The 26,480-nt window shown below is 42.3% G+C and carries 19 protein-coding genes and 1 pseudogene; 7 read left to right on the forward strand and 13 right to left on the reverse strand.

Annotation, left to right across the window (positions count from 1 at the left end):
• Positions 1 to 368 precede the first annotated feature (368 nt).
• The gene (locus KGP26_RS00735; RefSeq protein WP_223536926.1) at positions 369 to 1,487 is read left to right on the forward strand and encodes a PIN domain-containing protein; all 1,119 of its coding nucleotides are present in this window, start codon (positions 369 to 371) and stop codon (positions 1,485 to 1,487) included.
• 115 nt (positions 1,488 to 1,602) lie between these two features.
• Here the strand turns inward: KGP26_RS00735 and KGP26_RS00740 are convergent, their stop codons facing one another.
• From KGP26_RS00740 to KGP26_RS00755, 4 genes are all read right to left on the reverse strand, one after another.
• Positions 1,603 to 2,763 carry an IS30 family transposase gene (locus KGP26_RS00740; protein WP_223536928.1) on the reverse strand — a complete coding sequence of 387 codons (1,161 nt, stop codon included), beginning with the start codon at positions 2,761 to 2,763 and terminating at the stop codon, positions 1,603 to 1,605.
• Positions 2,764 to 3,352: 589 nt separating this feature from the next.
• The gene (locus KGP26_RS00745) at positions 3,353 to 4,282 is read right to left on the reverse strand and encodes a hypothetical protein (protein ID WP_223536930.1); all 930 of its coding nucleotides are present in this window, start codon (positions 4,280 to 4,282) and stop codon (positions 3,353 to 3,355) included.
• Between the two features lie 416 nt (positions 4,283 to 4,698).
• Positions 4,699 to 5,454: a DUF2971 domain-containing protein gene (locus KGP26_RS00750; protein ID WP_223536932.1), complete on the reverse strand. Its 756-nt coding sequence runs from the start codon at positions 5,452 to 5,454 to the stop codon at positions 4,699 to 4,701.
• 348 nt (positions 5,455 to 5,802) lie between these two features.
• A complete protein-coding gene (locus KGP26_RS00755; RefSeq protein ID WP_223536934.1) occupies positions 5,803 to 7,068 on the reverse strand; it encodes a hypothetical protein in 1,266 nt (421 codons plus the stop codon).
• A 458-nt stretch (positions 7,069 to 7,526) separates the two neighbouring features.
• Here KGP26_RS00755 and KGP26_RS30360 point away from each other — a divergent pair.
• The 5 genes and pseudogenes from KGP26_RS30360 to KGP26_RS00780 all read left to right on the forward strand — a co-directional run.
• Positions 7,527 to 7,667 (forward strand): annotated as a pseudogene (locus tag KGP26_RS30360) (hypothetical protein); the annotation flags it as partial.
• Between the two features lie 159 nt (positions 7,668 to 7,826).
• Complete coding sequence (locus tag KGP26_RS00765) at positions 7,827 to 8,999, forward strand: tyrosine-type recombinase/integrase (RefSeq protein WP_223664882.1); 1,173 nt, start codon at positions 7,827 to 7,829, stop codon at positions 8,997 to 8,999.
• Positions 9,000 to 9,882: 883 nt separating this feature from the next.
• Positions 9,883 to 10,773: a GTPase family protein gene (locus KGP26_RS00770; RefSeq protein WP_223664883.1), complete on the forward strand. Its 891-nt coding sequence runs from the start codon at positions 9,883 to 9,885 to the stop codon at positions 10,771 to 10,773.
• A gap of 82 nt (positions 10,774 to 10,855) precedes the next feature.
• Positions 10,856 to 12,013: a hypothetical protein gene (locus tag KGP26_RS00775; protein WP_223664884.1), complete on the forward strand. Its 1,158-nt coding sequence runs from the start codon at positions 10,856 to 10,858 to the stop codon at positions 12,011 to 12,013.
• 767 nt (positions 12,014 to 12,780) lie between these two features.
• Entirely contained in the window at positions 12,781 to 13,644 is an 864-nt protein-coding gene (locus KGP26_RS00780; protein ID WP_223664885.1) for a hypothetical protein, read from the forward strand.
• A gap of 635 nt (positions 13,645 to 14,279) precedes the next feature.
• Here the strand turns inward: KGP26_RS00780 and KGP26_RS00785 are convergent.
• The 8 genes from KGP26_RS00785 to KGP26_RS00820 form a co-directional block, all read right to left on the reverse strand.
• Positions 14,280 to 17,414: a type I restriction endonuclease subunit R gene (locus KGP26_RS00785; protein ID WP_223664886.1), complete on the reverse strand. Its 3,135-nt coding sequence runs from the start codon at positions 17,412 to 17,414 to the stop codon at positions 14,280 to 14,282.
• The gene (locus KGP26_RS00790) at positions 17,404 to 18,075 is read right to left on the reverse strand and encodes an abortive infection family protein (protein WP_223664887.1); all 672 of its coding nucleotides are present in this window, start codon (positions 18,073 to 18,075) and stop codon (positions 17,404 to 17,406) included. The genes KGP26_RS00785 and KGP26_RS00790 overlap by 11 nt, the downstream gene beginning before the upstream one ends.
• Positions 18,072 to 19,352 (reverse strand): restriction endonuclease subunit S, encoded by a 1,281-nt coding sequence (locus tag KGP26_RS00795; protein ID WP_223664888.1) that lies wholly within the window; start codon positions 19,350 to 19,352, stop codon positions 18,072 to 18,074. Before KGP26_RS00795 ends, KGP26_RS00790 begins: the two co-directional genes overlap by 4 nt.
• Entirely contained in the window at positions 19,342 to 21,048 is a 1,707-nt protein-coding gene (locus tag KGP26_RS00800) for a class I SAM-dependent DNA methyltransferase (protein ID WP_223664889.1), read from the reverse strand. The genes KGP26_RS00795 and KGP26_RS00800 overlap by 11 nt, the downstream gene beginning before the upstream one ends.
• A 354-nt stretch (positions 21,049 to 21,402) precedes the next feature.
• Positions 21,403 to 22,593, reverse strand: coding sequence for a S8 family serine peptidase (locus tag KGP26_RS00805; RefSeq protein WP_305801994.1), 1,191 nt, complete (start codon positions 22,591 to 22,593; stop codon positions 21,403 to 21,405).
• Between the two features lie 8 nt (positions 22,594 to 22,601).
• A complete protein-coding gene (locus KGP26_RS00810; protein WP_223664890.1) occupies positions 22,602 to 23,591 on the reverse strand; it encodes a caspase family protein in 990 nt (329 codons plus the stop codon).
• Complete coding sequence (locus tag KGP26_RS00815) at positions 23,591 to 23,980, reverse strand: TIR domain-containing protein (RefSeq protein WP_223664891.1); 390 nt, start codon at positions 23,978 to 23,980, stop codon at positions 23,591 to 23,593. The genes KGP26_RS00810 and KGP26_RS00815 overlap by 1 nt, the downstream gene beginning before the upstream one ends.
• 35 nt (positions 23,981 to 24,015) lie before the next feature.
• A complete protein-coding gene (locus tag KGP26_RS00820) occupies positions 24,016 to 24,516 on the reverse strand; it encodes a toll/interleukin-1 receptor domain-containing protein (protein WP_223664892.1) in 501 nt (166 codons plus the stop codon).
• 245 nt (positions 24,517 to 24,761) lie between these two features.
• Here KGP26_RS00820 and KGP26_RS00825 point away from each other — a divergent pair, with 245 nt between their 5' ends.
• Positions 24,762 to 25,061, forward strand: a complete 300-nt coding sequence (locus tag KGP26_RS00825) for a hypothetical protein (protein WP_223664893.1) — start codon at positions 24,762 to 24,764, stop codon at positions 25,059 to 25,061.
• Positions 25,062 to 25,497: 436 nt separating this feature from the next.
• On the opposite strand, the gene KGP26_RS00830 is transcribed toward KGP26_RS00825, so the two are convergent.
• Complete coding sequence (locus KGP26_RS00830; protein WP_223664894.1) at positions 25,498 to 26,421, reverse strand: IS5 family transposase; 924 nt, start codon at positions 26,419 to 26,421, stop codon at positions 25,498 to 25,500.
• Between the last annotated feature and the right edge of the window lie 59 nt (positions 26,422 to 26,480).

The following is a 26,480-nucleotide window of genomic DNA, read 5'->3' on the forward strand; positions in this document are numbered from 1 at the left end:
TGATTTTAAAGGTCTTGTTGATTTCGATCAAGCTGACTGAGCACTGTATGGACTGTTGAACGAAGACTAACGACTTTAAGTGGGCGACGGTATCTGCAGCTTTGCTGCGGAGACCGTCCGCTCAGTGCCAAAAGCAGACCTTTCTAAAGCTATTGCGTGTAAAACAACTAGACGCATGTTAGCCACGCAAATTTTATTACGTTGTTTTTACGATGGGTTTTTGACAAAATGGCTCACTAGTCATTAATTTTATTTAAGAAATGAAGCAGAACAGAAGGATTTTTGTTTATATTTATAAATTTCAAAAAGTAGTGCTATGAGGTGATTTCAGGTTCAGTAGTTTATCAGGGTGTAATGGAAGATATAAAATGTTAATATTAATAGATACGAACATATTTTATAATAATTGGAAAATGTCTAGCGCTATGTTTCAAGTCCTGTCTAATTTTATTAAAAACACGACAGGAAACCAACTTGTTATACCTTTCGTTGTATTCAGGGAGGTTCAAAAAAAATACAATGAGGAACTCGAAAAGTTACAAAAAGAAATACTTCAACTGAAAGGACGAGTAAAGAAACTCTCAGAGAATGAGTTTCATATCGATGATTTTAATGATGAAATTAAAAAATTTAGCTTTCAAAATGAATTGTTAAAAATGTTCCCCCGCACACACATTATATCATCATCATACATTGATAATGACCTGTTATTAGATAAGGCAATTTTTTCCAAGCGGCCATTTAGAGACAATGAAAAAGGCTATAGAGATGCGCTAATCTGGAATGGGCTGACGCAATATTTACACAATAATAAAAAAGGAGATGAAATTGTTTTTATTACAAATAACTCACATGATTTTATGTCTCCTGACAAACAAAAAAAAGAGTTCCATTCTGATTTAATTGAAGATCTAACCAATCTTGGTTTACATAATGTTTTTTCAATCTATAATTCATTAAGTGAATTTATAACTGAGCATGTAGATCAAGAACTACATAGTTTTTCACATAGAAATATTGAGGAGATAGAAGAGAGGTACATAGAAGCTATTGAGAGTGAATTTGAAAGTTTCACTCCTGTTTATATGGAGAATTTAAGTTTAGATGACTGTGCATCTCTATATGATTCATCTGGTTTTAATGGGGCAATAATTAGGAAGTGTAAACACTTTGACTTTGATGTTATAGAAGGAACAGAAGACCCTTCAATGTATTCAGGATATAAACTACCTGATAATAAATATGCATTTGAATATTCTTATAATTTTAGAATATGTAGCTTTGAATTTTACATTGATACGGGTATTTATCATCAAAATAAAGATGTTATAATCAGTGAGTTTATGAATATTGAAATCGGTCAAACAATCACAAGATTTTACTCTTATCCAAGAATCTATTTCTATGGAAGTGGTATTATTGATTTAGTCAGTAATAACATTGAGAAAGTAAATATTGATAACTTGGATGTGAGAATAAAATTCTAATTCGAACATTTGTTTTACGAAAGTATTGCTGTAAGTATCTCGATTTACCGGGCTAATAATTTTTAGAACCCCTCCAGTTTCCCCTGGAGGTAAATGTCCGCTATTCGCTGTGAGTTCAACCGATGGATGCAACACATTGGTTAAAACGCTCAGCGGGTGATTCATAGTCTAGCGTTTTTCTTGGCCTCTCGTTGAGCTGCCTGGCAACACTGTTTAGTCTTTGCTGGCTGTGAACCGATAAGTCAGTTCCTTTTGGAAAATACTGCCTGAGCAATCTGTTCGTGTTTTCATTTGAGCCACGTTGCCAGGGGGATTGAGGATCACAGAAGTAAACCTGTATATCTGTGGCTACAGTAAACCGGGTGTGGCTGGTCATTTCAGCGCCCCGATCCCATGTTAATGTTTTATAAAGTTCAACAGGTAATTCCCGGGCTTGTTTGATAAGTGCAGATATGACCGTTATGGTCTTGTTGTCCCTGATTTTGGCCAGCATAACAAAGCGGGAATGGCGTTCTACGAGGGTGACGATATAGGAGTTTTTCGAGCCCTGGATCAGGTCACCTTCCCAGTGACCTGGTATAGCTCTTTCTGCGGCTTCAGGTGGCCTTTCGCTGATAGGTATCGCATCAGGGATTGACCCTAATCCTTTCCCTTTTAGCGATGACGTTCTGGATCTACGCACTACTCTTCCGCTTCTGAGGCATTGCTGCAGTTCTTTTTTTAATGCTCCCCGGGTTTGTATAAAAAGCGTTTTATAAATCGTTTCGTGTGACACATGCATTTCCTGATTATCCGGATAACAGCGTTTCAGCCAACCGGCGATTTGTTCCGGCGACCAGTCCTGATGCATCTTCTCTGCAATGATTTTACACAATGTGGGGCTTTCAATTAGCTTGCAAGGTTTTGGTCTCAGGGCACTTTCCCACGCAGCAGTATCCGCTTTTGCTGCACGGTATTGTTTTGCACCACCGTGCCTCTTGATCTCGCGGCTAATCGTTGAGGGGGCTCTTGATAATTTATCAGCAATGTCCCTGATACTGCGTTTTTCTACCAGTCCTCTGGATATCTCCTCTCTTTCATCAAGCGAAAGCGCTAACCGGTGCCTCTTTCGGACAGGGGGACGGTATCCACCAGTCTGGTGGATAGTGGGCATGATAGAAGAATGATATCTGTCGAACATTCTGGCGATATCATGCAGGGAATCACCTTGCTTATACCTATCCCAGATAATCGCTTTCTGTTCTGGCGTGTAGTAAATGCGCGTTCTTCGTTTCATGGCAACGTCCCCCCTCGTTTAAGGATAGCGTTGCTTCGACCCATTGAACTCACAGCTCTTAGCAGACTACACGACTCTTCAAGCGGTCCGCGTCGTGCCAGATATAGTCATTCACACCCTGAGAATTACACTTTCAAGTGATCCAGGGTATGCGCTTATTGGTCGCGAATATTATGCTAGAATCATGTGATATGATGATTGCCACTTTTCAACAACCCCACCTTCGAATTGCGAATAATATAGTGATGTCACAGATTAAGGTGAATGCCAGTTAAAATATATTATGCCCAAAAGGCAGAGACTGGAACCAGGTACACGATGATTAACGCACGGCACATTTTTTAATGCACACGAAGGTGATAAAAATTGTGAGCTTCTGCTCTTCGATGACTTTACAGGTATACAATTTGGTTAATTAGTACCATAAGCGAAGGTTACTAAAATTACGGCATGTTAATCAATAAAGAACAACTCAGTACTAACACATGTCCGCTAATGCGGACATGTGTTAGAAAAGAATACAACAGATAATTAGATTTTGAATAACTTCAGATCAACATCTAAATGTTAAAGTAGCATAATAAACATATCATCTGTTTTTTGGTTCAAAGCTTAAACGTTCATTTGACCATATTTCATTATTCAATTTTATTTTAATACCATCTGGAAAACACTTAAATTCATAATTGTCAAATTCTGGCTGTTCAATGTCAGAATGGAAATTATCAAATGTTTTATTTTTGAGTGCTGAAGATAAGCTTTCAGAGAAATCAATTTCAATGCCAATTGACTTCAAAAGACTGGTGCTCACATCGTCTAAATCATCAAATAAGCTGTAGTACCCTTTAAGATAATGATTTAAATCCGTTTCAATTTCAAGTGAATTAATAGAAGTGTCTTCGGGATCTTGAATGTAAACCCTTAAGTATTCATCAAAGTAACTCTGACATGCAACTCTTAAAACGGGATACTTTCCACTAATTTTACTTATTACTTTTGTTTGATTTTTTGCTGTTATTTGTGCTGCGTCATCATATTTATTTGATCTTCCTTTTGCTTCAAAAACAACAAATTCTTGCCTTTTATTTAGACCAATTAAATCTGGTCTAGAACGTGTTGTTTTTCTTGTGAAAATATCTTTATTTACATATGCAACATGCTGTAACCAATGAATGCCTAATAATTTACATGCTAATAGTTTAGACATCGTCATCCCTAAAGAAAATGAAACAAATACTTTTTCTGTTGGATCCATTTCTTTGTAAACATTGGTTTTTTGAAGAAAATTTGATTCTAATTTCAATGATGTCCAAATTAACATTGCACGATTAATGATTTCATAAGCTGAATATATACCGTGCTTAGTTATGTGCCGCGTATTTCGTTTGCCAACGGTTATTGCAGCCCAAATAATTTCATGCCAGTCAGTATACAGGGTATGGCTGCCACTTAGTTGCTTTCCATATATTTTTTTCGGGAAATCATCAGCTATATAATTAATTTCAATCGTTTCTTTCAAAATATCCTCTCCTAATTAAGCTTAGCTTTACGATTAGAATAGCATCACTTAGATTTTAATTTTCGCAGTTTTGCCTTCATACGCTAAAAGTGCCGTTAATTGGTTTACTACTACTGATTGGAGTTGTAGGACCACCAACACTAAGAACCATGTTAACTGTAAGAATGATGCTAAACCTAAACAGCCATCACGAATACATATCCTCATAACTAATTGATAATTATGTTAGTTTCAACCCAATTGCTATACGTAGACAATGTCTTTGGCAAAAATCAGACTTTCTAAGAGAGTCGAGGCAGACAAAACTTCCGCTTTTCGCTCAGAGCGGACCTAGTCTCGTTCTTGTTGATGAGTGCCAAAGCGGATATTGCTAAACTTATATTATTTTCATTTTTGGGGAGATCAATCTTTCTCTTCTAAACGTCTCCTTGAAAAAACATATTTTTCTCCAAAGGTATTTTTTTCAAAGAGTAATTATCTTGGGATAGCCCCATCTTGCTCACCTCAATACCAGTGCCAATTAATTCACTAACGAAATTTTGAAGCTGAAATGGTGCTCGACAGCCTATCACTATTTCTTTAATTAATGATTTATCGATTTTTTTCACCCCCCATTTATCCGTAATAATTCTAAATTCTTTTTCGTAGGCCCATGGTAACCCTTTATGGAGGAATATTGCGGAAGCAAATTTTTCTAAATCTTCAGTAAAGTAATTAAATTTTGGAATCGAATTGGTATAATTGACGTCACCAAAGACAGCACAATCATCAATACAATTAACAATACTGTCATCAAAACCAATGCAAAATCCTGTATGAGAATGGGCGTAATGTGACCACATGAGATAATTATTATTATCTCTCGTTAAACAAATCGTACCATTCTGAGTGAGGTATGCTTCTCTAGTTGAATATCCCACATGCCATTTAGCATGGTCATCAAAACTGTCGTTCCATTTTTTAAAATCAGTATCTAAATGATTAGGGTTATCTGAAAAATACTTTCCCTTTATAATGTCAGGCTCAGCATCAAAATTAAATATCACCTTAAATTCAGCCGGATCATTAAAATAAACAGGCTTGCTTGCAAACATAGTACCTTTTTCAATAAAACACTTTAAATATTCTATAACTTGTTCAATATTTTCATGACCTACATATTTATATAACATTTTCACATCCGTCTATTTAATCTAAGATATACTTTTTAAGTATTAGTTCGGTCAATATCAGAGTCAGTTAATGAAGCCGACATGCCCTGCTATAGGATACCACTGATTTGAAGCACGGGGGAAATTCACCGGAAAGTACCAGCGTAGAGAGGAAACTAGTGGCCCGCTCTTCGTTGATCAATACACAGTAATGGAAGTAATTCTTTGCGAGCTTCCGTTCCTCGCTCATAGTAGATCAGAGGTCTCTTCGGTTGCTTACTAAGAGTTGAGAACTGGTGTTATACAATTCAAAGTAAGGTCCTTTTCCATAAGTCGAAATATTTTGGCTTTTCGCTAATATTATAATTATTACTTGTTCAATAGCTGAGCTAACTTTTCCCTGTCATTAATAAGTTGCTGTTTAATATGTGAGTGCCCTCTATTTTTATATCTTGAGTTAAAAGCATGAAATGTCTGTAAGGGTAATAGTCTCTGAAGCCGTTTTTCTCCCAGCTTTTCAACCAACCAATTTTGAATGTCATCATTGAAAATCACATGAATATAATGAGACTCTTTATGCAATGCAATAGCACTTACTTCGGTAACTTTGAGAATATCCATTACGTCTTTATCAAAAGTAACGATGTTCGCTACATAAAAGGCAGTTCCATTACGATCTGGGATTGAATTAGTAAGGAAATCCATCATTCTTACCATACCGAGATCTCTTGCACAATTCCTGATTAAACTTAAGGGGTCTTTCTGATTTTGCAAACTGTGTAGTTTTTGAGAAAGCTGTGTTTTATTGCTACGAAAAAGAATATCCGCACAAATAATTAGCTCTCGAAACATAAACATAGATAAATCATTGTTTGCCACATTCATAAGCTCCTCAAATTTGTTCTCTGATGAGCGATTCGAACCATACTCAATTAATTTGGTTTTGATTAGAATCAACTCCATAAAGTCGGTTAGAGAATCACTTTTCGAAATGCTACCAATCTCTAAGTCAGCGTAAAATTTGCTCAATAAAATATCTGCTTTTTTCTTAGCATCCTGCGAATAATTATTCCTAAATTCTTCACCCCATGCTAGGCTTAGATTTTTATTGATCATTTCAATGGCAATAATTGCACTAATTGTCTCTCTTACTTTCTCAATACTTTTCGCTGACTTATTATGCTGATTCTCAAGTAAGTATAAGTAAGGATTGAGATTTTTGATTTCATCAAAATCGATATTTCTAGCCATTGTAATACAATTATTAATTACGTCATTTGTAGGATTTTCCTCATATGCTAGTGAGCGGATATAGCTTGCAGCATTTGAATCCAAATAAGTTCCCATGCCAATTTTAAATGCTAAGGTTCCAGTATTGGAAATCACCTCATCATCAATAATCCAAAGAGAGTTTCCACGAAAGATAGTGGAAACAAAACATCTCTCATCGAATACCCGCCTTCTTAATTCGAAAGGGCCATTTTTGGAGGCGTCAGCATAAATGAATCTCCATTTTTTTAAAAAATCCTTTTTTTCAGCGTACCGACATAAAGCTTCAACTCGATCAATAGAAGAACCAACATATTGTAAAGTTGTAATTAAATCGTATTGTTCACCACTACTATTCATTTCCATAGACAATATCCTATGATAAAGGTAAGTTACTCATTAAAATTAACATATTAAATTGAGGCTGATAAATACCATATCACAAAGAAAATCTAATGCCAACTCTTCAAAAATGCAGGGTAACGAATCAAAACCATACCCACCTGCTTTGCGCCTATTTACACTCGTAGGAAAAGTAAATTATTATCTAAAGGGGCTTGTTATTCTAATCTGTATATGTGATTACATTTTTATCATGAATACATCTGTCTGGTTTAAAGTGGACTATTCATTAATAAAATATATAGTTTTTCGGAAACGATGAACAATGTGCCTAAGCTAACACCTACTTCTCTCCGACTGTCTGATTAGGTAGAGTCTTGCAACAGAATGCTGTTAGATCTAGCAACATAATGAGCTTCAAAATGGATCTCTGGCATACTAAACAGATACTGCATTGTAGGTTGGACTGAAGAGGAGGTGGCGTGACAGATAAACACTTAACCCAACTCCCTGTAGAGAAATTTTTTACGTTTGCCAGCGATGATTACGACATGCGCGTTGAATGCCGCTTTGAGCACAAAACATTGTGGCTGCTTCAAGCGACCATTGCGAAGCGTTACCAGGCACTTCTGAAACCGACACTAACAACTAGCCTCCATGCCCCACTCCCCACAAGCAAAATCATTTGGGGGCACAATAGGGGGCACCAACCAAAATCCAACACGATAAAACTGTGTAAATTCAATAGCGATAGCTATCAAATGCGACTCCTGTGATCGCCGATGGAGAAAGCCTACAAGTTGGCTGACGGCGGTGGCATGTATCTGCTGGTCAAACCCAATGGCTCAAAGTACTGGCGCTTGAAGTACCGCTTTGCTGGTAAAGAGAAGATGCTTTCTATAGGCGTGTATCCCGATGTCTCACTGGCCGATGCGCGAGAGAAAAGAAAGGAAGCACGCAAAACGCTAGCTTCTGGTGGCGATCCTGGTGAAGTGAAGAAGGTCGAAAAGCTGTCGCAAAAGCTTTCTATCGCCAACACATTCGAAGCTATCGCACGCGAGTGGCATCAGCATAAGGCCGAGCGTTGGTCGTTACGCTACCGTGAGGAAATCATCGATACCTTCGAGAAAGACATTTTCCCTCATATCGGCAAACGCCCTATTGCTGAAATCAAGCCGATGGAGTTGCTGGAAACCTTACGACGGATGGAGAAACGTGGGGCATTGGAAAAAATGCGTAAGGTACGGCAGCGCTGCGGGGAGGTTTTCCGCTACGCCATTGTTACCGGGCGTGCTGAGTACAACCCCGCGCCTGATTTGGCGACAGCATTGGCTACACCGAAAAAGACGAATTTCCCTTTTCTTAGCGTTGAAGAGCTACCCCATTTCCTCAAAGATCTCGCTGGGTACACCGGTAGCATCATCACCAAAACTGCAACGCAAATCATCATGCTGACAGGGGTTCGTACTCAGGAGCTGCGTTTTGCTCGTTGGCAGGATATCGACTTCGAGAAACGGCTTTGGGAAATTCCCCCTGAAGTGATGAAGATGAAGCGACCTCACATCGTTCCGTTGTCTGAGCAGGTAGTGAATTTGTTCTTATCACTGAAACCTATCACGGGTGCGTACCCATTGGTGTTCATTGGGCGAAATGACCGGACGAAGCCAATTTCAAAGGAAAGTGTTAACCAGGTGATTGAGCTGCTTGGGTACAAGGGAAGGCTGACGGGCCACGGTTTCCGCCACACGATGAGCACGATTTTACATGAGAAGGGCTATAACTCGGCTTGGATTGAGACACAGCTTGCTCATGTGGATAAGAATGCTATTCGTGGAGCTTATAACCATGCGCAGTACCTGGACGGCAGGCGGGAGATGATGCAGTGGTATGCGGATTACCTTGAATCACTGGCAACTGAAACTGTTGTACAGGGGGCGTTTGATAAGATGGCATGACGACACTCATACGTCCCAGGTGCTAATTGCATTGATTTATAAGCTGAATAACCACTAAGCGTACATATACCATTACCTAATATCAGGCATCCGTTCATCAACGTTCGGATGCCTTTTTGTTTTTATAACGTACTGAAAAAAGGAGTAATACTGAAATGACAACAATATGCCCTGAATGCGGTTCTGAACGTATAAGTGAACGCCATATTGGCAGGATGACGGGAGGTATAGCAGGTGGTATCGCGGGAGCTCTCAGTGGTGCTGGAGCTGGAGCCGCAATGGGATCTGTTGTACCAATAGTGGGAACGGCAGCGGGGGCGGTTATTGGTACATTATTGGGGAGATTTGTTACTGGTGCTACAGCAGGCGCTGTTACGGGATCAGCAATGGACGGGGTTCTGTTCGACCGGTTTGAATGTCGGAACTGTGAGCATACCTTTGACTGACGATTAGCCGAACTCAAATAGAAACAGATAGCCCCCTGAATAATCATCTCATCTTCATTTCTCATGAAAATTCTCCTCATCCTCAGATCTCAATTGATCTGCAAAAGCGATCGGTTTGCTTATTTTGATAGGTTTTATTGATCAAAATTCTAAAAATGATCGGTATTGACGATAGATTTTACAGATCGGTTTCGCTAATTCGATCGGTATTAACAATTTTACTCCCCCTTGTCTTCCTGAAAAGATCACTAAATCCATATCGTCTGGTAGGGCATCGTCCACAGCCTGTTTTCAGTCTTGTTGTCAGTAAGTTACTTCGTGCCGAGGGTATGCACCTGACACATGAAGAAGGCTTTGAGCAGTAAATAACAGAAAGCCTACTCAGGGATTTTTGCTGTGATATGCCAGTTTCGCTGGCTAGCGAGGAGAGGGAGAAAATGGAAGATAAAGCTAAAGCCGGTTACAACCCGGTCAAGGATGCAGTGGATATTCTGCCTGAGGGAGTCAGAAGACTTGTCCTTAGCAGGCTTAACGAGATTGTCGGCTATGAGCCCAGAATTGGCATCATGGGGAAAACTGGGGCAGGTAAATCTAGTCTGTGTAACGCCATTTTTAAGGGGGAAGAATGTCCGGTCAGTGATGTAGGTGCCTGTACCCGTAAAATAAAGGAAGTACGTATCCGCTTTGGGAAGCGCTCCATTAGCATTGTGGATATACCCGGAGTGGGGGAAAGCGCCGAGCGCGATAGCGAGTACGAAAATCTCTACAGGGAGCTCATGCCAAAACTCGATCTGATCCTCTGGGTTATCAAAGGTGATGATCGTGCATTTTCGGCCGATGAGCATTTTTACAAAGATGTTCTTATTCCTTCTGGGGGAAAAGCAAAAACGCTGTTTGTTCTGAATCAAGTAGACAAAATCGAGCCATTCCGGGAATGGGATGAACAGAATGGCTGCCCATCTCCACGGCAGATGAAAAACATTACTGAAAAGAAAGGCTACATTAGCCAGTGTTTTGGATTTACTGAGTACCCTATTGTCGCCGTCGCAGCCAGTGAAGGCTATAACGTTACTCATCTGGTTGAGGAGATGGTGAGAGCTCTCCCAAAGCACGCGCGAAGCAGTGTTGCCGCTCAGGTAAAAGAGGAGCACAAAACGGAAACGGTAATCGAAGACGCAACAAATGGTTTCGGCGATACCGTAGATCGAGTTATCGATGAAATCATTGATATGGCTCCTATCCCCAAGCCTATAGCCACTTTGGCGAAAGCCGCCAAAAAAGTTGTCGTAGAGTCCATCAAGAAGGCCTGGAGCTGGCTTTTTGGTTAATAACTAAACCTATGAAAATAAACTCTCCAACTGTTTCACTTGTTACTGGAGAGTTCCCCCTCTTATTTATGGAGTAACAGATATGAGTATCAGAACAAGTATTTTTTTTCTACCGATAAGTTTATTTATCCTTACGGGCTGCGATGACAATATTAATAATGTTAAATCTACGGTATACAGTTCGTTGAGTTCAACGTTAAACATTGGTGATGCCTTTAAAAGCCGGAAAGACTGTATTGATGGTGAGTGGAAGGAAAAAAAAGATAGTCGGGAGCGTATTATTGTTAGCTATGAGTGCCAGCTGCCTAAAAAGTATATTTATTTTTATAATAACAAACAAATAAAAGAAATATCTGATGGATACGCGTTGGATGAAAAAATTGCAGATGATCAAATAAGCATGGCTAAAAGTAATATAGTACGTTATAAACAACTTAAAACGTTTCTTGAAGAAAGAAAAGAGGATGTAGCTAATCTTATTAACAAATCTATTCAGTATCAAAATAAATACGGCAATAGCAGCACAGGGATTCAGGCACCCGTTGAGTTGAATGAAGCAATGTATAATGAAAATTATAAACATATGAGTAAAAATGAGTTTTGTAATGCCATGTATGATAAGTACAAAGGGAATGAGAATCAGGGGGCAGGATTGGTATCTGGTGAACGTTGTGATTTTATCTTTGATATTCGTAATATTCACTCAGCACTAAAAGAAAAGTCAGCTTTGAATGATAAAGATATGCATGCATATGTTGATTACCCAATAAGTATGTCACTACCCAACTGGGCTGCTTATGATGCTAGCCCACAAGCTGGGGTGGAAAAATATTACAAGAAACATGATGAAAATTTAGAAATGGTTGGTAGGGTTTTTTCTATCGCAAATAATAAGCTGAAAATATACCAGGATATAAAAGAAAACATTAAAAACTACAGCGGGAAGCTGGGAAAAAATATTAGTCTGAATAAGGCAACTTCAACGACACAATGGTTTGTAACAAAAACAGGCGGAGTGGAGCTTATGGATAGCTATCTTACATTCTATCTTGATGGCAAGGATTATAAATACACTTTTAAGAACCCCATGACAACTATTGAAATGGCCCTACATGATTTTAGTGATGATCAAATTCCGTCGATTTATATCTCTAGCATGGAAAACTACTTCAGAGAGCTAAAGAGATCTCTGAGGTTTGATATCAGAGGAGAATGCCGAGATCAGTTCATGCCGTGCTGATACAAACATGTATTATAGGATTATGCTTTAAACTAATGTAAATTAGATATTAAAATTACGTGGGTGTGTTTGAGTTGTAATGCACGTTGATTATTTTAATAATCAATTAATGTTTGTTAAAAGTAGCAAGGCACTCTGTTTTTTTGAGTGCCTTTGTTTCTAATGTTTTATTTATTTTGAGTTTTATATACGAAAGGAAAGTGAAAGTTGGTCCACATAAATAAGTGTCTGTTAATCATGCTTTTTATTAGGTCGAATAAATGTCACTCCCACAGAATGAGCGAGATTGATGTTTTTTTATCCTGTTTTTGGGTTGCAACAAGAAGCTTTAGATAACCTCATGGGCAACATAAGTTACAATTTTTTGGTCAACTTCTCCCTCCGAAAAAAAATTGTACATGGTCTGATTCATCTAGAAGCGTGTGTTCATAAAACTCGTAATGATTGGAGAAAATGTCTTTATATTTATGAGTTAGTAATTTTTAACCTGACGGTTGGTGATGTTATTAAAATGGAATTATTTTATTAAGACAATAGCGTTATACATTAAATTACCCCAGTTGGATTAGGTTTTCATCAAAGCTAATTTATTATAGCATATATCTCGAATGTTGATTTTGTTGGTATTCGCAAGTGTACTCAGGGTATAGGCATGATTGAGCTATTTCTGAGTGCATCACGTTCATTGCTATTCATGCATGAATGATTGATGGCTTTTTACGAAAGTGGTAATATTAATGTACATATATAGATAGTAGGACTTGACAATGAAAAAGATATATCTTATCGATAGACAAATAATCTCAATTATTGATAAGCTGAATGAAAATAAACCTCTGCGAGATGACCAAGTGGCTATTCTCACACAGTTACGTAAATATGATCGTAAAGGAAGTATATTTTCACCAATCCTCGCGATAATGGAGGGGCAATCAAGTAGACCTGAAAATGAGAGTGAGGTACTAAAAACAATAAGCGAAGACATAGCAAAGTTAGTAAAAAACAACTTTTTCAAAAAAGCAAAAGTAGATCAGTCGCTTTGTAATATACCCATTTTGAGAGACCTTACTGTGGAGACTCTTACCACATCTGCTCGGGATATAAAGCGCGAGTCCTATCTTTCACTTTTAAAAATCTACCATGAGCAAATTGGAGATCCAGTCGGTGTTGAAAAACGTATGAAAACAGCTAGGGATATGAAATTAAAAGCTGATGAGTTTAATATTAGCGTTGAGCATCCTGTCTTTTTTACATCACTTCTTTGCTTGTTTGGTAGTGGTAAAGCAAGAGATTTGTTGAAGTTTGGTAAGAAAAGCTTTACTCCCTATAACTCTTACAGCGACATCAAGCTTTATTCTGATTATGTTAGAATAATCGATTTTATTTCAAAGTCAGGAATAGATGCTAAAGTTAAAATTATCAGTCAAGATAAAGGTGTTAATTTCTTACAAAAACTTTATGAAAACTTGATATCAGCAAAATTAATTGAGATTGCACCATTAATAAATTACTTTGAATATAAAATGTCAATTAATACTAGTTCAGTTTCTACAGAAATAATAGGTAAAGAAAACAGAATTAATTTCTGCAAAATCCATAAGGAGCTATATAATCAAGACATTTTTTTGTAAATGATATTTATTGAGATTTTAATTGTGTTATTTGAGCTACCTTTAGCGGTATAAAATTAGTCAGTAGGTCAGTTAAAAATAAGAGATGTAGTTTAGTCGAACCTATCCTTTTCGAGCCGGGTGTGTATCTCACAATGAACTGGCTCTCCTTTGAAACACTGTAAGTTCACTCAAGTTAGCATTTTAATTCGAAACGCCAACCTCTATCCTACAAAAAACCAGGGCCTAAGCATTAAACTTCAGAAATATACCGTATGTTAATAATATATACGGTGTGTTAATGGTTCAGACTATTCTGCCGGTTTTTTACCGATAATATCAACTTATTCATCACCAGCTTGTCTACGAACAATATATTTGATGCAAGCCCAAGCTTTGAGAATTCATCCATACTCTAAATAACAGCGCTTAATACTGCCTACTTTCAGATTGAGGCAGGTAGGAGTCATACAAAACGCTGGCGCACCGTGAACCTTTTCCTAAGACTCGTATAGCGCGTCTTTGCGTTTAACGGTTGGCCAACCCGTATGGCTCCCACTTACCTGTAGTATAATTAGGCAAAACGATTTTAAATTGTTCTGAAGAACACAATTGATTAATGTTCTGGTTGTTGACGAGCAGATTGTGGTAGTCCGTCATACCGTCCAGCTATTCGACACTATTTCAGCCTGCTTAAGGATCAACTCCACCGCTCCGGCGGTTTTGTCCGGTGGATACTTGTACTTGCGCAGTGTCTGGCGAACCAGTATCCGCAACCGAGCACGCACGCTTTCGCGCACCTGCCAGTCAACGGTAGTAGATTTGCGCAATTGTTGCGTTACTTCTATCGCCAGTTTTTTCAGTATCTCATTGCCCAGTTCGCGCACCGCACTTTCGTTTTCTGCCAACGCATCATAGAAAGCGATTTCATCCGGGGTCAGCCCCAACGCTTCATCTCGATCCATTGCCGCCTGGAACTCTTTCGCCATCTGGATGAGCTCTTCGATAACCTGTGCTGTTTCTATCGCCCGGCTGTTATAGCGATTCAGAACTGCTTGTAGGCGCTCTGAATATTTTTTTGTCTGTACAACGTTGTTTTGGGTTCTGGCATGAATACCGTCGTTGAGCAACTTTTGCAGTAGTTCCACCGCTAGGTTACGGTAAGGCATGTCGCGTACCTCCTGCAAAAACTCATCCGACAGCAGGCCAATGTTTGGTTTATCCAAACCCGCCATAGCAAACACATCGTCCACGCCATTGGCAACAATCGCATTATCCAGAATGCGGCTCAGCAACGAGCTCTTTTCTACTTCGCTGAGTTTTTTATCGGTAGTACTAAACTTGGTGATCGCCACCTTGACCGCACATAGAAAGGCGATTTCTCTCTTAAGAGGGTCAGCCTCATCCAGTGTACTGCACAACGACCAGGCTTTGGTCATCGCTAGAACAGTATCAGAGAAACGCTTTTTGCCCTCATCCAGGCCGAGAATATGGTTTGCTGCCCCAATCAACAGAGGTGTTGGGTTAGTTTCAAAGCCAGCATAGTCAAAGCTCGCAGAAGTGGCGGTTTTGGCAAACATGCCATGAATGATATCCAGCTTTTCCAGCAGTAACGCGAGGGCTTCCTGCGTATTGATGATAGTTTGCCCTTTGCCTTTCGAATCGGTATAGGTTTTGAGCGCCTGCTTGAGCTCATTGGCAATACCGATGTAATCAACCACCAAACCACCGGGTTTATCTTTAAACACCCGATTCACGCGGGCAATTGCCTGCATCAGGTTATGGCCACGCATCGGTTTATCGATATACATGGTGTGACAGCACGGGGCATCGAAACCGGTCAGCCACATATCGCGCACAATCACGATCTTCAGCGGATCATTCACATCCTTAAAGCGCGCTTCTAAACGTTTTTTGGTCTGCTTATTGTAGATATGCGGTTGCAAGTTGGTTTTATCGGATGCGGAACCGGTCATAATGATTTTGATCTCACCTTTCTCGGCATCATCGCTATGCCATTCCGGGCGCAGTTCCACCAGCGCTTTGTACAGCCGTACGCAGATTTCTCGGCTCATGGCTACCACCATCGCTTTGCCGTTAATGGTGGCATTGCGTGCCTCGAAGTGTTTGATTAAGTCCTCGGCCACCTGCTGCAAGCGTGGTGTTGAACCCACCAGTTTTTCCAGGCGGCTCCACTCCCCTTTGGTTTTCTCCTGCTGTTCAGTCTCTTCATCTTCCACTACCTCATCCACCTGGTCAGAAAGCGCTTCCAGTTCTTTATGGTTGAGATCGAGCCTAGCTAGACGGGATTCATAGAAGATCGGCACCGTTGCACCATCGTCAACCGCATCCTGAATATCGTAAATCGAGACGTAATCACCAAATACCGCTCGGGTGTCTTTATCGTCAGCGGAGACTGGCGTGCCTGTAAAACCCATAAAGCAAGCATTCGGCAACGCATCGCGCATATGCTTGGCATAACCGTATTTGTATTCGCCTGTTTCCCGGTCCAGCGTAGCATTGAGCCCATATTGGCTGCGGTGGGCTTCATCGGAAATCACCACGATGTTGCTGCGTTGGTTAAGCGCAGGGTGCGCTTTTTCGCTCTTTTCCGGGGTAAACTTCTGCACCGTGGTAAAGATAATGCCGCCAGATTCGCGGGAGTTGAGCAGTTCGCGCAGTTTTTCACGGTCATCCGCCTGTTCTGGCCGCTGCTTGAGCAGATCCTGCGCCTGGCAGAAGGTCGCAAACAGTTGGCCATCCAGATCGTTGCGATCGGTGACTACCACAATCGTCGGGTTATCCATTTCCGCTTGCTGCAACAATTTACCGGCATAGCAGCACATCGAGATGCTTTTGCCGGAGCCTTGGGTATGCCACACCACCCCGGCTTTTTTGCTTCCAGGCTGAATATTGCTGTGCAGTGCCAGATGTTTCCCGGTGGCCGCCACAATGGTGGCGGCCACCGCTTCGCGTACCGCGTGGAACTGGTGATAGGCGGCAATTTTTTTAATCAGATGTTTGCCGTCACGTTCAAACAGAATGAAGTAACGCAGGTAATCAAGCAGCAATTCGCGATTGAAGAAACCTTTCACCAGGGTTTCAAGTTGCCATTCCAGCAACGGTTTGTCGTTCTCGTGGCTTAGAGTTTTCCAGGGCATAAAGCGTTCTTGATCGGCTGTGAGGGAGCCAATGCGGGCATGGTAGCCATCACTCACCACCAGCGCTTCATTGCAGATAAACAGATCGCTGAGTTCGTTTTTATAGGTTTGCAGTTGGTTGAACGCGGCCCAGATATCGGCGTTAACCTCCGTCGGGCTTTTAAGTTCTATTACCGCTATCGGCAGGCCGTTGATAAAGCAGATCACATCCGGGCGGCGTGGCTGTTTAGCGCCGGTGATAGTCACTTGGTTAACCACCATAAAGCGGTTATTGGCTGTATGCGCAAAGTCAATTAAGAAGGCGTGATCATGGATAACGTCATCGCCTTTTTTGTATTCCACCGGCACCCCTTCCAGTAGAAGATGATGGAAGGCTTGATTACTGATCACAAGATCAGGGCTGTGTGCGTGAGTGACCTTGGCGATAACCTGATCGAAGACTTCGGCTGGCAAGTGCCGGTTAATGGTGCACAGGCTGTTTGCCATTATACCGCGTAAGAAAACATCATGGTAAGAACTACGTTTTGGGTCGCTGCCATCCGGAGCAATATCTGAGCCATTTATTACTTCCCAACCTACTTGTTCAAACCAAGCTAAGCAGTTCAACTCAAGTGTATTTTCATTCAACATCAGAAGCTCCCTCTTTGTACTCTTCGAGCCCACGTTTATATTTCTCTGGATTCATATTAAAAAGTACCTCGGGAGCCTGATAATGATCACCATATATTTCTAATTGCTTATATGTTTCGTAAAGATAATCATTGTAGTCATCATTGTCGGTAAATTTTATTTCTGGCACAAAGTTGCGATGTTGATCAATAAGCTCGAGTATAAACGTAGTCAGAGAATCGGTTTGGGTCGCTATAAGATGTGCATAAATCATGTGCAACTGTGGCTCTTCATAGCTGCGACCATGAGCTAGAGGACAATAGTCATTCCTCAAGGCGGCAACGGCACTTGTTGCATTCTCTAGTTGCATCGTGAATGATTGAATTAACTTAATAAATGCTTCTTTTGTTTTCTGATCTTGGTTACCTGTATTACCTACATTGAGCGCTTTTACAGCATTTTTCGCCAACTTGGGCATAGTTATAGCAGCTTCGACTTCACATGCTTGCTCCTTCAATATTGACTTGCAAAGAGTTTCTAACAGAGACTTGCATTGGCCAACAACAATCCCTGACTCTCCCTCCACAAGGCCATTGTTAATTGCTGCGATTGTTCTTTTTAAGCGATATCGATCACCTGTTGCATCAATTTTTTGTAGACAACGAGAAATTTCTACACTCATGCTCCATCCTCTACACAGATCGAACCTGAAAATAATTTAGGTAACAACGTATCCCGTATTTGACAGAGAGAAATTGACTCATCATGGCGTTTTCTAAATGTACAGAAAATCGGCTCTATCAATGTGTTAAAAATGAGGGATATTTTCTCATCGGATTTAATAAATGGTATGCTATTCATGTTTTTCTGGTTTAATTTAAGTTGAACTGCACCAGTAACATATGGAGCCAAATTCTGATTCTTCATGAATAACAGTAATTGCTCTGTAGATATGCCATTTTTACCTTGCAGAACGTGTGCATGGTTGTTAACCCAAGCTTCCCCCCAGATATATTGAGTGAAAGGTGTACCGTCATCTTTAAGCACTGAACCATCTTCACCTAATAGCAAATAAACACCATTAAAGATATGCTCATTTACATAATCCATGATAGAGGTTGCACCGTAATAAGGGATACTACCCTTTATCTTTTCTCGTTGATTTTTAGCTAAGGGTATGCGATATTTATCTAAACAGTTTGAAACGGCTCCAAAGGTAGTAACTTCCCATCCCTGTGGTATTTTCCCTCGCTCACTCTCTTGCATGGTTGAAGGAAATAATTCAGCCATAGCTTTTAGTTCCACATATTTTTCAGGGTGTTCACCGGCAAAAACTGCCAAGGCGGCAGTATCTTTGCTAGAAATTGCTGTCATAGCTTCCAATGTGGCGTCTTCTGATGTGCCACCTTTTTCTAGGGCGGCTATTTTTGCTTTGACCGGTTCAAAATCAACAAACCAGCTTTTAAATAACGCTTGCGCTATTTGCTCTAGGGTTTGGTTGATTTGGTGGTTAACTTTTATTTTTTGTTCTAAAGAAAATAAAATTGATGCAATCGCTGACTGCGTTTTATAGGACGAAGGGAATTTTACCTCAAAAGGGTAAACTGCATTTCTATTCAGAGATTTCTGAGCGCTTCCTGAATTAAACTGATCAAAATTTATTTGCTTAAGAAAGTAATAAATAAACTCAGGGCAGTTACCCTTGAAATCAGTAATATAAAGAGATGTATTTAAAGGCCAATAATTTTCTGAGACATAAGAAATCTGTCCCATGGAATTGCCGCTACGCCCAATGATTACACCCGGCCCTTTGGCTTTGTATTGATTATGATAACCAGTAACCCCAGATGAGCCCATTATTGGCACATGACCAATCTTTCGCTCTTGAGAAGGAAGATCATGACCTCTTTGCAATGTTATTATGTCACCAAGCTTTTTTGCCCGCCACTCAAAACTCATAACCCAGCCCCCCCAGATTCGCCTTAATCTGCTTTTCAAGCTCAGTGCTTTCTGCCAGTTGCGCTTTTAGCTGCTCGGTCAAACGTGTCATCTTCTCAGTAAAGGGTTCACTATCTTCTTCCTGTTCGGCAGCACCTACATAGCGCCCCGGCGTCAGGACATAATCATGCTTCTTAATATCGTCCAGCGTGGCGGCAAAGCAGAAACCGGCTTGATCCTGATACGCTTTATCCTGCTGCCAGGCATGAAAGGTATCGGCGATTTTGGCAATATCATCTTTGGTGAAATCGCGCAGTACTCGGTCTTTCATATAGCCAATCTGACGTGCATCGATAAACAGCACTTCGCCTTTTCGGTGCGCCTTGCCGTTGCCACCGGATTTGTCTTTGGTCAGAAACCAGATGCAGGCAGGGATTTGAGTATTGGTAAACAATTGACCTGGCAATGCCACCATGCACTCCACCAGATCCGCTTCCAGCAGCGCCTTACGGATCTCGCCTTCGTTATTGGTGTTGGAGCTCATCGAGCCGTTAGCCAACAGCAGCGCCATTGAACCTTTGGGGGCCAAGTGGTGGATCATATGCTGCATCCAGGCGAAGTTAGCGTTGCCCTGCGGCGGGGTGCCGTACTTCCAGCGCACGTCTTTTTCCAGCTTGGCGTTCCACCACTCTTTCATATTGAACGGTGGGTTAGCCATCACAAAATCGGCACGCAAATCTGGGTGTTGATCGTCCAACAGGGTATCGGCATTCTTTTTGCCAAAGTTAAAATCAATGCCCCGGATCGCCATATTCATCGCCGCCAGCTTCCAGGTAGTCGGGTTAGACTCCTGGCCGTAGACCGAAATATTGCGTTTCTGCTCAGCTGCATTGTAGTGCTGCTCGCCCGCATGTTCCTCAATAAAACGATCGCTGGAAACAAAGAAACCACCCGATCCCATCGCCGGATCGTATACGCGGCCTTGGTATGGCTGCAACATTTCAACAATTAGAGTAACTATGCTTTTTGGCGTGTAGTATTGGCCACCCTGTTTGCCTTCTGCCAAGGCAAACTGCCCGAGGAAGTACTCGTAAACGTGTCCGAGAATATCCTTGCTGTTAAGAAGCAGTTTCTCGCCGTTATATTCCGGGTTGCTGAAGTTAGCATCCGAGAAGGTGTTAATCAGACCTATTAATACGTCATTACCCAACTGATACTGGCTGATACGGTTAAGAATGCCTTTAAGTTTAAGGTTGGTTTTTTCGATCTCATCCAGCGCATTATCAATCAGCCAAGAGACAGAACGCAGCTTCACCTCCTGCCCAGACTCATCAGACCACAGCACTGAACCAATAGGCAGCGTCGCTTTATTTTTCAATGTATCCCACCGTGCCGCTTTCGGCACCCAGAACACGTTCTTTTCGCTGTAATAGTCTTCAACTTCCAGCTCATCACGCAATGCTTGCGCATATTCCTCATCAGAACCATAGCCGTCACGTGGTATAGCGTAGATATTGTCCGGGTTACCCACATCCCGAAACAGGGTGAGTAGCTCTTGCTGGCGGGCTTCAAAGGCATCAGAAACATACTTAAGGAAAATCAGTCCCAGTACCACATGCTTGTAGTTGGCGGCATCCATGTTGGCACGCAGCTTGTCGGCTGCTTTCCAGAATTTGTTATCCAGCTCGTTCAGAAAAAGCTGTTCGTTGTTGTTCATCAAAATCCTTAAAGATTAGCACCGGCGCAAACGGAGTTTTTGGAATGCGTATCGCAAAATGATACCTGCTAGTGAGGTAATCACCAACGACATGACGCACGAAATGAAGAGTATTTGTTCATGAACTCCAAATAGTGAGAGGGGACGGGCTTGTTGGATAAATCGAATTTTAGCGAGTTTTTCGTAAGTGAACATGTTAATGAAAGATTGAGCCCTTCTAGCATGACCAGTAAGAAGCTTTGGTGGGTGTTGTGCATTTTGGTACAAGACTGAAACAGGCCATTGGTAATGAATTCATCACGTCTTCAAGGATCTGCGGAACCCCTGCGGTACGACCGCAGAGGATTGGTACATTCACGGTGGAGAGGTTACCAGCCCCTGTCCTATATCCAGCTCAGTGACGCTCTGTGAAAAAAGGTCGCGGCGCGCGGTGGCGATAAGTTTGGACGACACATTTTTAGCGGTTGCTCGGATCCCGGATCGTTGCCGCTCTTCCCACCATAAAGCGGCAACGCCCGCCACGTGAGGGCATGCCATACTTGTGCCGCTCAACGTGCGAGTTTTGTTTCCGGGCCACGCTGAGAGAATGTTTACTCCTGGAGCGGAGAGCGTGGCTTTGACATTGGAAAAGTCAGCCACATCGAATACACAGCTTTCCGTCTTATAAACTGCTGCAACAGAAATCACGCCTTCAGCAGCGGCAGGTAAAGAGCAGGAGATTATCAGTTTTTCATCAACGGAACGGCGACTTTCGTTACCACTTGCTGCAACAAAGAGAGGAGAATAGCCAAACGGTAACTGCGCGCCAGCCATTCTCATTATGGCATCGAACATTCTCAGGTTATCGCGATAGGCGTCTAAAGCGACGGAAGTTGCGAGATCTACGGGCCAGCCGCTATCTGTCAGTCTTACCACCATACCAGGAAAATCAAAGCCGAGTGACATGGAGATAATATCAGCCCTCTGCTCCAGAGCCCACAGGATCCCCTGAAAAGCCATGTCGGAACTGCCACTTCCGTTATTGGAAAGCACCTTGCCTATGTATGCGGTTTCAATTCCCCTAGCTATACCTATGCGGCATCCATCGATGTCTCGCCCAAAAATAGTGCCAGCACAGTGGGTCCCGTGACCATTGACGTCATGTACGCCCTCGCCTGTAAAATCCCTGCTGACAAGAGATACCCCTTGAAAGCAGTTGTGCCCCGAGTCAATGCCAGTGTCTAGAACAGCGACCGTTACGCCGCGCCCAGTATAAACATTTGTCCCGGCCAAAACGTTTTCCACACCTTGGCTGATTTGGTTTACGTCCGAAAGCGCGTCAGCGTTTTGGTGTCGAACCTCACTGAAGGGCCTGATCAAAGACACGGGCATCTCCTGCGCAACGAGCTCTGTATCAGGCTCCCCGGCAACTTCGGTAAGTTCGCGTGCTGAAAGATTTTCAGACGTAAGTCTGAAATCTTCAGCGCCTGCCTGCGCGTTGTTGTTACTTGGCCCACGCCCTCCCGAACTGTGCACATTTCTTTTGAGAATACTGTATTGGGTCATTTTTTTGCCTAAAGCCGCTTATTTTCGGCAAGTTTTCTATAGTGTGCTCCGAGAGCTGTTAGCTTGCAGCCTTTTGACTCAATGGCGGCATAGTACATATGCTCAGCATCAACCGGAGAAACTAAGCCGTGACGATTACACCTCTGGAGCTCTTTGAAAATTGCTGCATTTGTCTCGTTCACTTCGATATGCTTCAGTTCATCGGGGATATTTCTTCTGTCCGGCTCAAAGGAGGGATCTAATGGGAATACCGAGCTTGCCTCGGGGAAATATTTTGGCAGCTTTCTCAATATTTCCGGCGAAACCTTTGGTTCCACTTGCCTGAGTGAAATGAAATTCTGAACGTTTGCTTTGTAAATAGGTCTCTGCTTCCAGGGGCCGAGAGTCTGGTCGACGTGAGAATATAGCGCAGCTGGAGTTATATTTCCCCGGATATCACAGCATCCGCCTTTGAGACCATCAAGAAGAATATCGGTGAAAATACCGTGATCGCCCTCTTCCGACGCCTCTCCCTTCCGATGCGAAGCGGTAAGGATCGTAACGCCAGTTCCGATAACCGATACATTCTGGTTATTTATCGCCTCGACTTCACCCACAAAGCCGGAATGACAACAGTCCAGTATAATTACAGTAGACTTTATCCGGGGATGTGCACGGTTGGCTATTCCCAGGATTTCGCCCATTGACATTCCCCAGGAGCCCATTTTAGCATCCGTGCTCATAATGTAACCAGTGTTGGTTTCCGGTATGATCACCCCATGTCCGGCAAAATAAAGCACGACGATATCTGCATTCCCATTAAAGAGTTCGGAAACGTGATGATGCAAACTACTTGCTGTGGTGTCATCGTCATTGCTGGTCAGCTTTCTGACGTCGAAGTTCGGATCGCCGTTTCCATGTGTTTCAAAAAGTGTTGCTAGTTCAATGGCATCATTAACACACCCTCTCAGGGGGCGACCAGGGTAGTCGTCAATGCCGATGAGCAGGGCTTTTCTCATTACCTATCCCCTTGTATCAGAGACTTCAGGTTTTGCCACGTCCATTTGTAAATTTTATCTTCAGCAGATGCAGATTTGGGCTTTATGCACGTTTTTTCACTATACCCCCACAACAGAAAATAGGGCTTATCTTCCTCTTTAGCGATTTTCAACTCAGCGCTGACCCCTGTGGCCGAATCGGTGTGAAGACCGCAGATCACGCAAACAATATCAACTGACCTAATCCGAGTTCTGGCTTTATCTTTCCAGTTAGCATCGATATGTTCTTTGATAGACCAGTCAGCCAGTTCAAACGGGCTGTCTTCGAGCTTTGACTGCCCGACCAGCAACGTCTTGAGCGCTGCATCATGATCGTAATCAAAACTGATAAAAACTCTCTTTTTCGCCATGATAGTGTCCTTTCTGTATGAGCGCCCGCCGCTGGTCATCTGGTGCGCAGAATGTTATCTCTGAGATTACGATGGAAGGTGTCTGCTGATGCCCTTCTACCTGCCAGGGAATTTTCTGTAGAATCACGTGTTCCGTAGGACTCATTGGCAACGATAGATGGTTTGGATTGTTCCAGCTGGTATGCACTGATAAAAAGCTGAAGGTGATCTAAGCTTTTCATCTGTGGCCATTTCATCAGATATTCAGGCAGGCGGATATGATCGCTCTGGTAGGATGAAATTCTGCGACCCAGCATAGTGGCCTCACCAATTTCGAATGGTACCCACCATGACTCGGCTGTGGAAGCAGACACCACGGCGATGAGATGTGTACTTCTAATAATATTTTTCGTTATGACAGACGTAATATCTTCGGTACTCTGAGACTCTGCATCTAGCTTATCGAGATATGTCTCTATGTTTGCACCTCTGAGCCTCTGGTTAATACTAGCTGCCAGAGCGAAGTCGGAATGACGGTAGCTGATAAAAACACTCATGCCTGAATCCTTCAGTACTGTTAAGTGAAAATGAACATCCCTTGCAAAGTTAACATGATATAAAATACACAAAAAGGCTATGGTTATTTTTAATTAAAAATAATATTTTTACAAATACTAATTTCGCGGAATTTTGTTCTTTTAATTTTAAACATTAGTTATATAATGCTATGTATAACATTTTACTAACCTAAAAATCTGATATATATAATAAATCATGGGGTTATAAATCTGGAGAGACGGTTATGTATGAACGTGATGGAAACATTCTTAAATGTGTGATTGAAACGTTAGCGGGTATTGAGCATGAGCGTTGGGCAAAATGGCAGTGTTATCTGCATAGTAAATGCATACGAAATGCTGACGGTTCTCTGACAATCCCTGCAGAATTCGTATTGCGCTGGGAAAAGCAGCTTGTCACGCCTTACGGCGACCTTTCTGAGATTGAAAAACAGAGTGATAGGGAGTTGATTAGTTCGGATCGCCTTCGCTATCTTGGTGTGATGGACGCGCTAGAAAGCCTGCAGAGGAATGCAGAGTTATGAATTCCGGGACAGGATATTGTGACCATCCTGTCTGGGCAATTTTGAGTGCAATTATCCATAATTTGGTCCCTCTCCAAATCAGCCATGTTCCCGTGGACCTCCGTCACAGCCCGTTAGGCAATGGCGGTACGCGAGTCTCTAACATCTATCTATAGGAGAACCGTACACTAAGCTAGCGGGCGTCCCTAGCGCGAACTACTCCTTGGACTTCGCATCTTTGTTGGCATATCCTTTTACGGTGCTTGGTACTGTACTGCCCCATAGGCATTCATGCGTTTGCCCTAGCAAGATGGAATGACAAGGCTGATTAATCACAAGTACGTTGTATTACTTTAGTTTGAGGTGCCGTCTATCCCTACAATGCTGTTTAAGCGCGCTGTAAGGCTTTGTTGAATAAATCGAATTTAGATAAAACATCGGGTTGTCAGCCTTTTACTCAGGCAATTCGTACACTTTCTGGCATGCCTGCACGCGTCATTTTGTTTAAGGCACGGATCATAGCCATAGCCTCTCCGACCTGTGCATCATAGTCACGCAGCGTTAGGTGCCCGCCGAACAGTTGTTTTACACGATACATCGCCGTTTCCGCCACCGACCGCCGGTTGTAAGCTGTATTCCATTTCCAGTAGGCGTTACTCCCTGTAAGCCTCTGCCTCGCTACCGCCTGATTTCGGTCTGCGTACTCCGTTGGCCAGTAGCCTGCGCGGGTTCTCGGTGGGATAAGTGCCTTGATTTTCTTACGTCTTAGCTCGTCATGGCACCGTTTTGTGTCATAAGCCCCATCAGCTGAAGCGACCCTGATTTTCCGGTGGGTCTGGCGGATAAGACCCGGGAATGCCTCCGCATCGGTCACGTTGTTCAGTGACAGGTCAGCACAGATAACCTCGTGGGTTTCGGCGTCCACGGCGAGGTGCAGTTTTCGCCAGACGCGGCGCTTTTCCTTACCGTGCTTTTTAACCTTCCACTCGCCCTCACCGAAAACTTTTAAGCCGGTGGAATCGATAACAAGATGGGCAATCTCACCGCGTGTGGGGTTTTTAAACGGGGTGCAGACGGACTTGGCCCGTCTGCTGACGCAGGAATAATCCGGGCAACGAAGCGGGAGCTTCATTAACGTAAAAATAGAATCAATGAATCCCTGAGCGGCACGTAGCGTGAGACGAAAGACGCGTTTGAGCATCAGTACGGTGGAAATAGCTAATGCAGAATAACGTTGTGGGCGCCCTCGTGAAGAAGTTTTTGGGTCGTCGTACCAGGCCTGGATGGCCGACTCATCAAGCCAGAATGTCAGCGAACCACGGTTGACGAGAGCCTTGTTGTAGGCCGCCCAGTTAGTGATCTTGAACTTTTGCTTTGCCACGGGATACCGCTACAGATTCAGGAATGTGCTGATCTGATCCTGATTGCAGTCAGAAGTTC

This window comes from Serratia sp. JSRIV002, assembly GCF_019968725.1.
Classification (GTDB): domain Bacteria; phylum Pseudomonadota; class Gammaproteobacteria; order Enterobacterales; family Enterobacteriaceae; genus Chania; species Chania fonticola_B.

Coding starts and splice junctions, on each gene's coding strand:
- KGP26_RS00770 (WP_223664883.1), top strand. CDS start 9,883: ATGGAAGATAAAGCTAAAGCCGGTTACAACCCGGTCAAGGATGCAGTG.
- KGP26_RS00785 (WP_223664886.1), bottom strand. CDS start 17,414: ATGTTGAATGAAAATACACTTGAGTTGAACTGCTTAGCTTGGTTTGAA.
- KGP26_RS00735 (WP_223536926.1), top strand. CDS start 369: ATGTTAATATTAATAGATACGAACATATTTTATAATAATTGGAAAATG.
- KGP26_RS00825 (WP_223664893.1), top strand. CDS start 24,762: ATGTATGAACGTGATGGAAACATTCTTAAATGTGTGATTGAAACGTTA.
- KGP26_RS00750 (WP_223536932.1), bottom strand. CDS start 5,454: ATGTTATATAAATATGTAGGTCATGAAAATATTGAACAAGTTATAGAA.
- KGP26_RS00780 (WP_223664885.1), top strand. CDS start 12,781: ATGAAAAAGATATATCTTATCGATAGACAAATAATCTCAATTATTGAT.
- KGP26_RS00810 (WP_223664890.1), bottom strand. CDS start 23,591: ATGAGAAAAGCCCTGCTCATCGGCATTGACGACTACCCTGGTCGCCCC.
- KGP26_RS00800 (WP_223664889.1), bottom strand. CDS start 21,048: ATGAACAACAACGAACAGCTTTTTCTGAACGAGCTGGATAACAAATTC.
- KGP26_RS00815 (WP_223664891.1), bottom strand. CDS start 23,980: ATGGCGAAAAAGAGAGTTTTTATCAGTTTTGATTACGATCATGATGCA.
- KGP26_RS00740 (WP_223536928.1), bottom strand. CDS start 2,763: ATGAAACGAAGAACGCGCATTTACTACACGCCAGAACAGAAAGCGATT.
- KGP26_RS00775 (WP_223664884.1), top strand. CDS start 10,856: ATGAGTATCAGAACAAGTATTTTTTTTCTACCGATAAGTTTATTTATC.
- KGP26_RS00805 (WP_305801994.1), bottom strand. CDS start 22,593: ATGACCCAATACAGTATTCTCAAAAGAAATGTGCACAGTTCGGGAGGG.
- KGP26_RS00790 (WP_223664887.1), bottom strand. CDS start 18,075: ATGAGTGTAGAAATTTCTCGTTGTCTACAAAAAATTGATGCAACAGGT.
- KGP26_RS00820 (WP_223664892.1), bottom strand. CDS start 24,516: ATGAGTGTTTTTATCAGCTACCGTCATTCCGACTTCGCTCTGGCAGCT.
- KGP26_RS00755 (WP_223536934.1), bottom strand. CDS start 7,068: ATGGAAATGAATAGTAGTGGTGAACAATACGATTTAATTACAACTTTA.
- KGP26_RS00795 (WP_223664888.1), bottom strand. CDS start 19,352: ATGAGTTTTGAGTGGCGGGCAAAAAAGCTTGGTGACATAATAACATTG.
- KGP26_RS00765 (WP_223664882.1), top strand. CDS start 7,827: ATGGAGAAAGCCTACAAGTTGGCTGACGGCGGTGGCATGTATCTGCTG.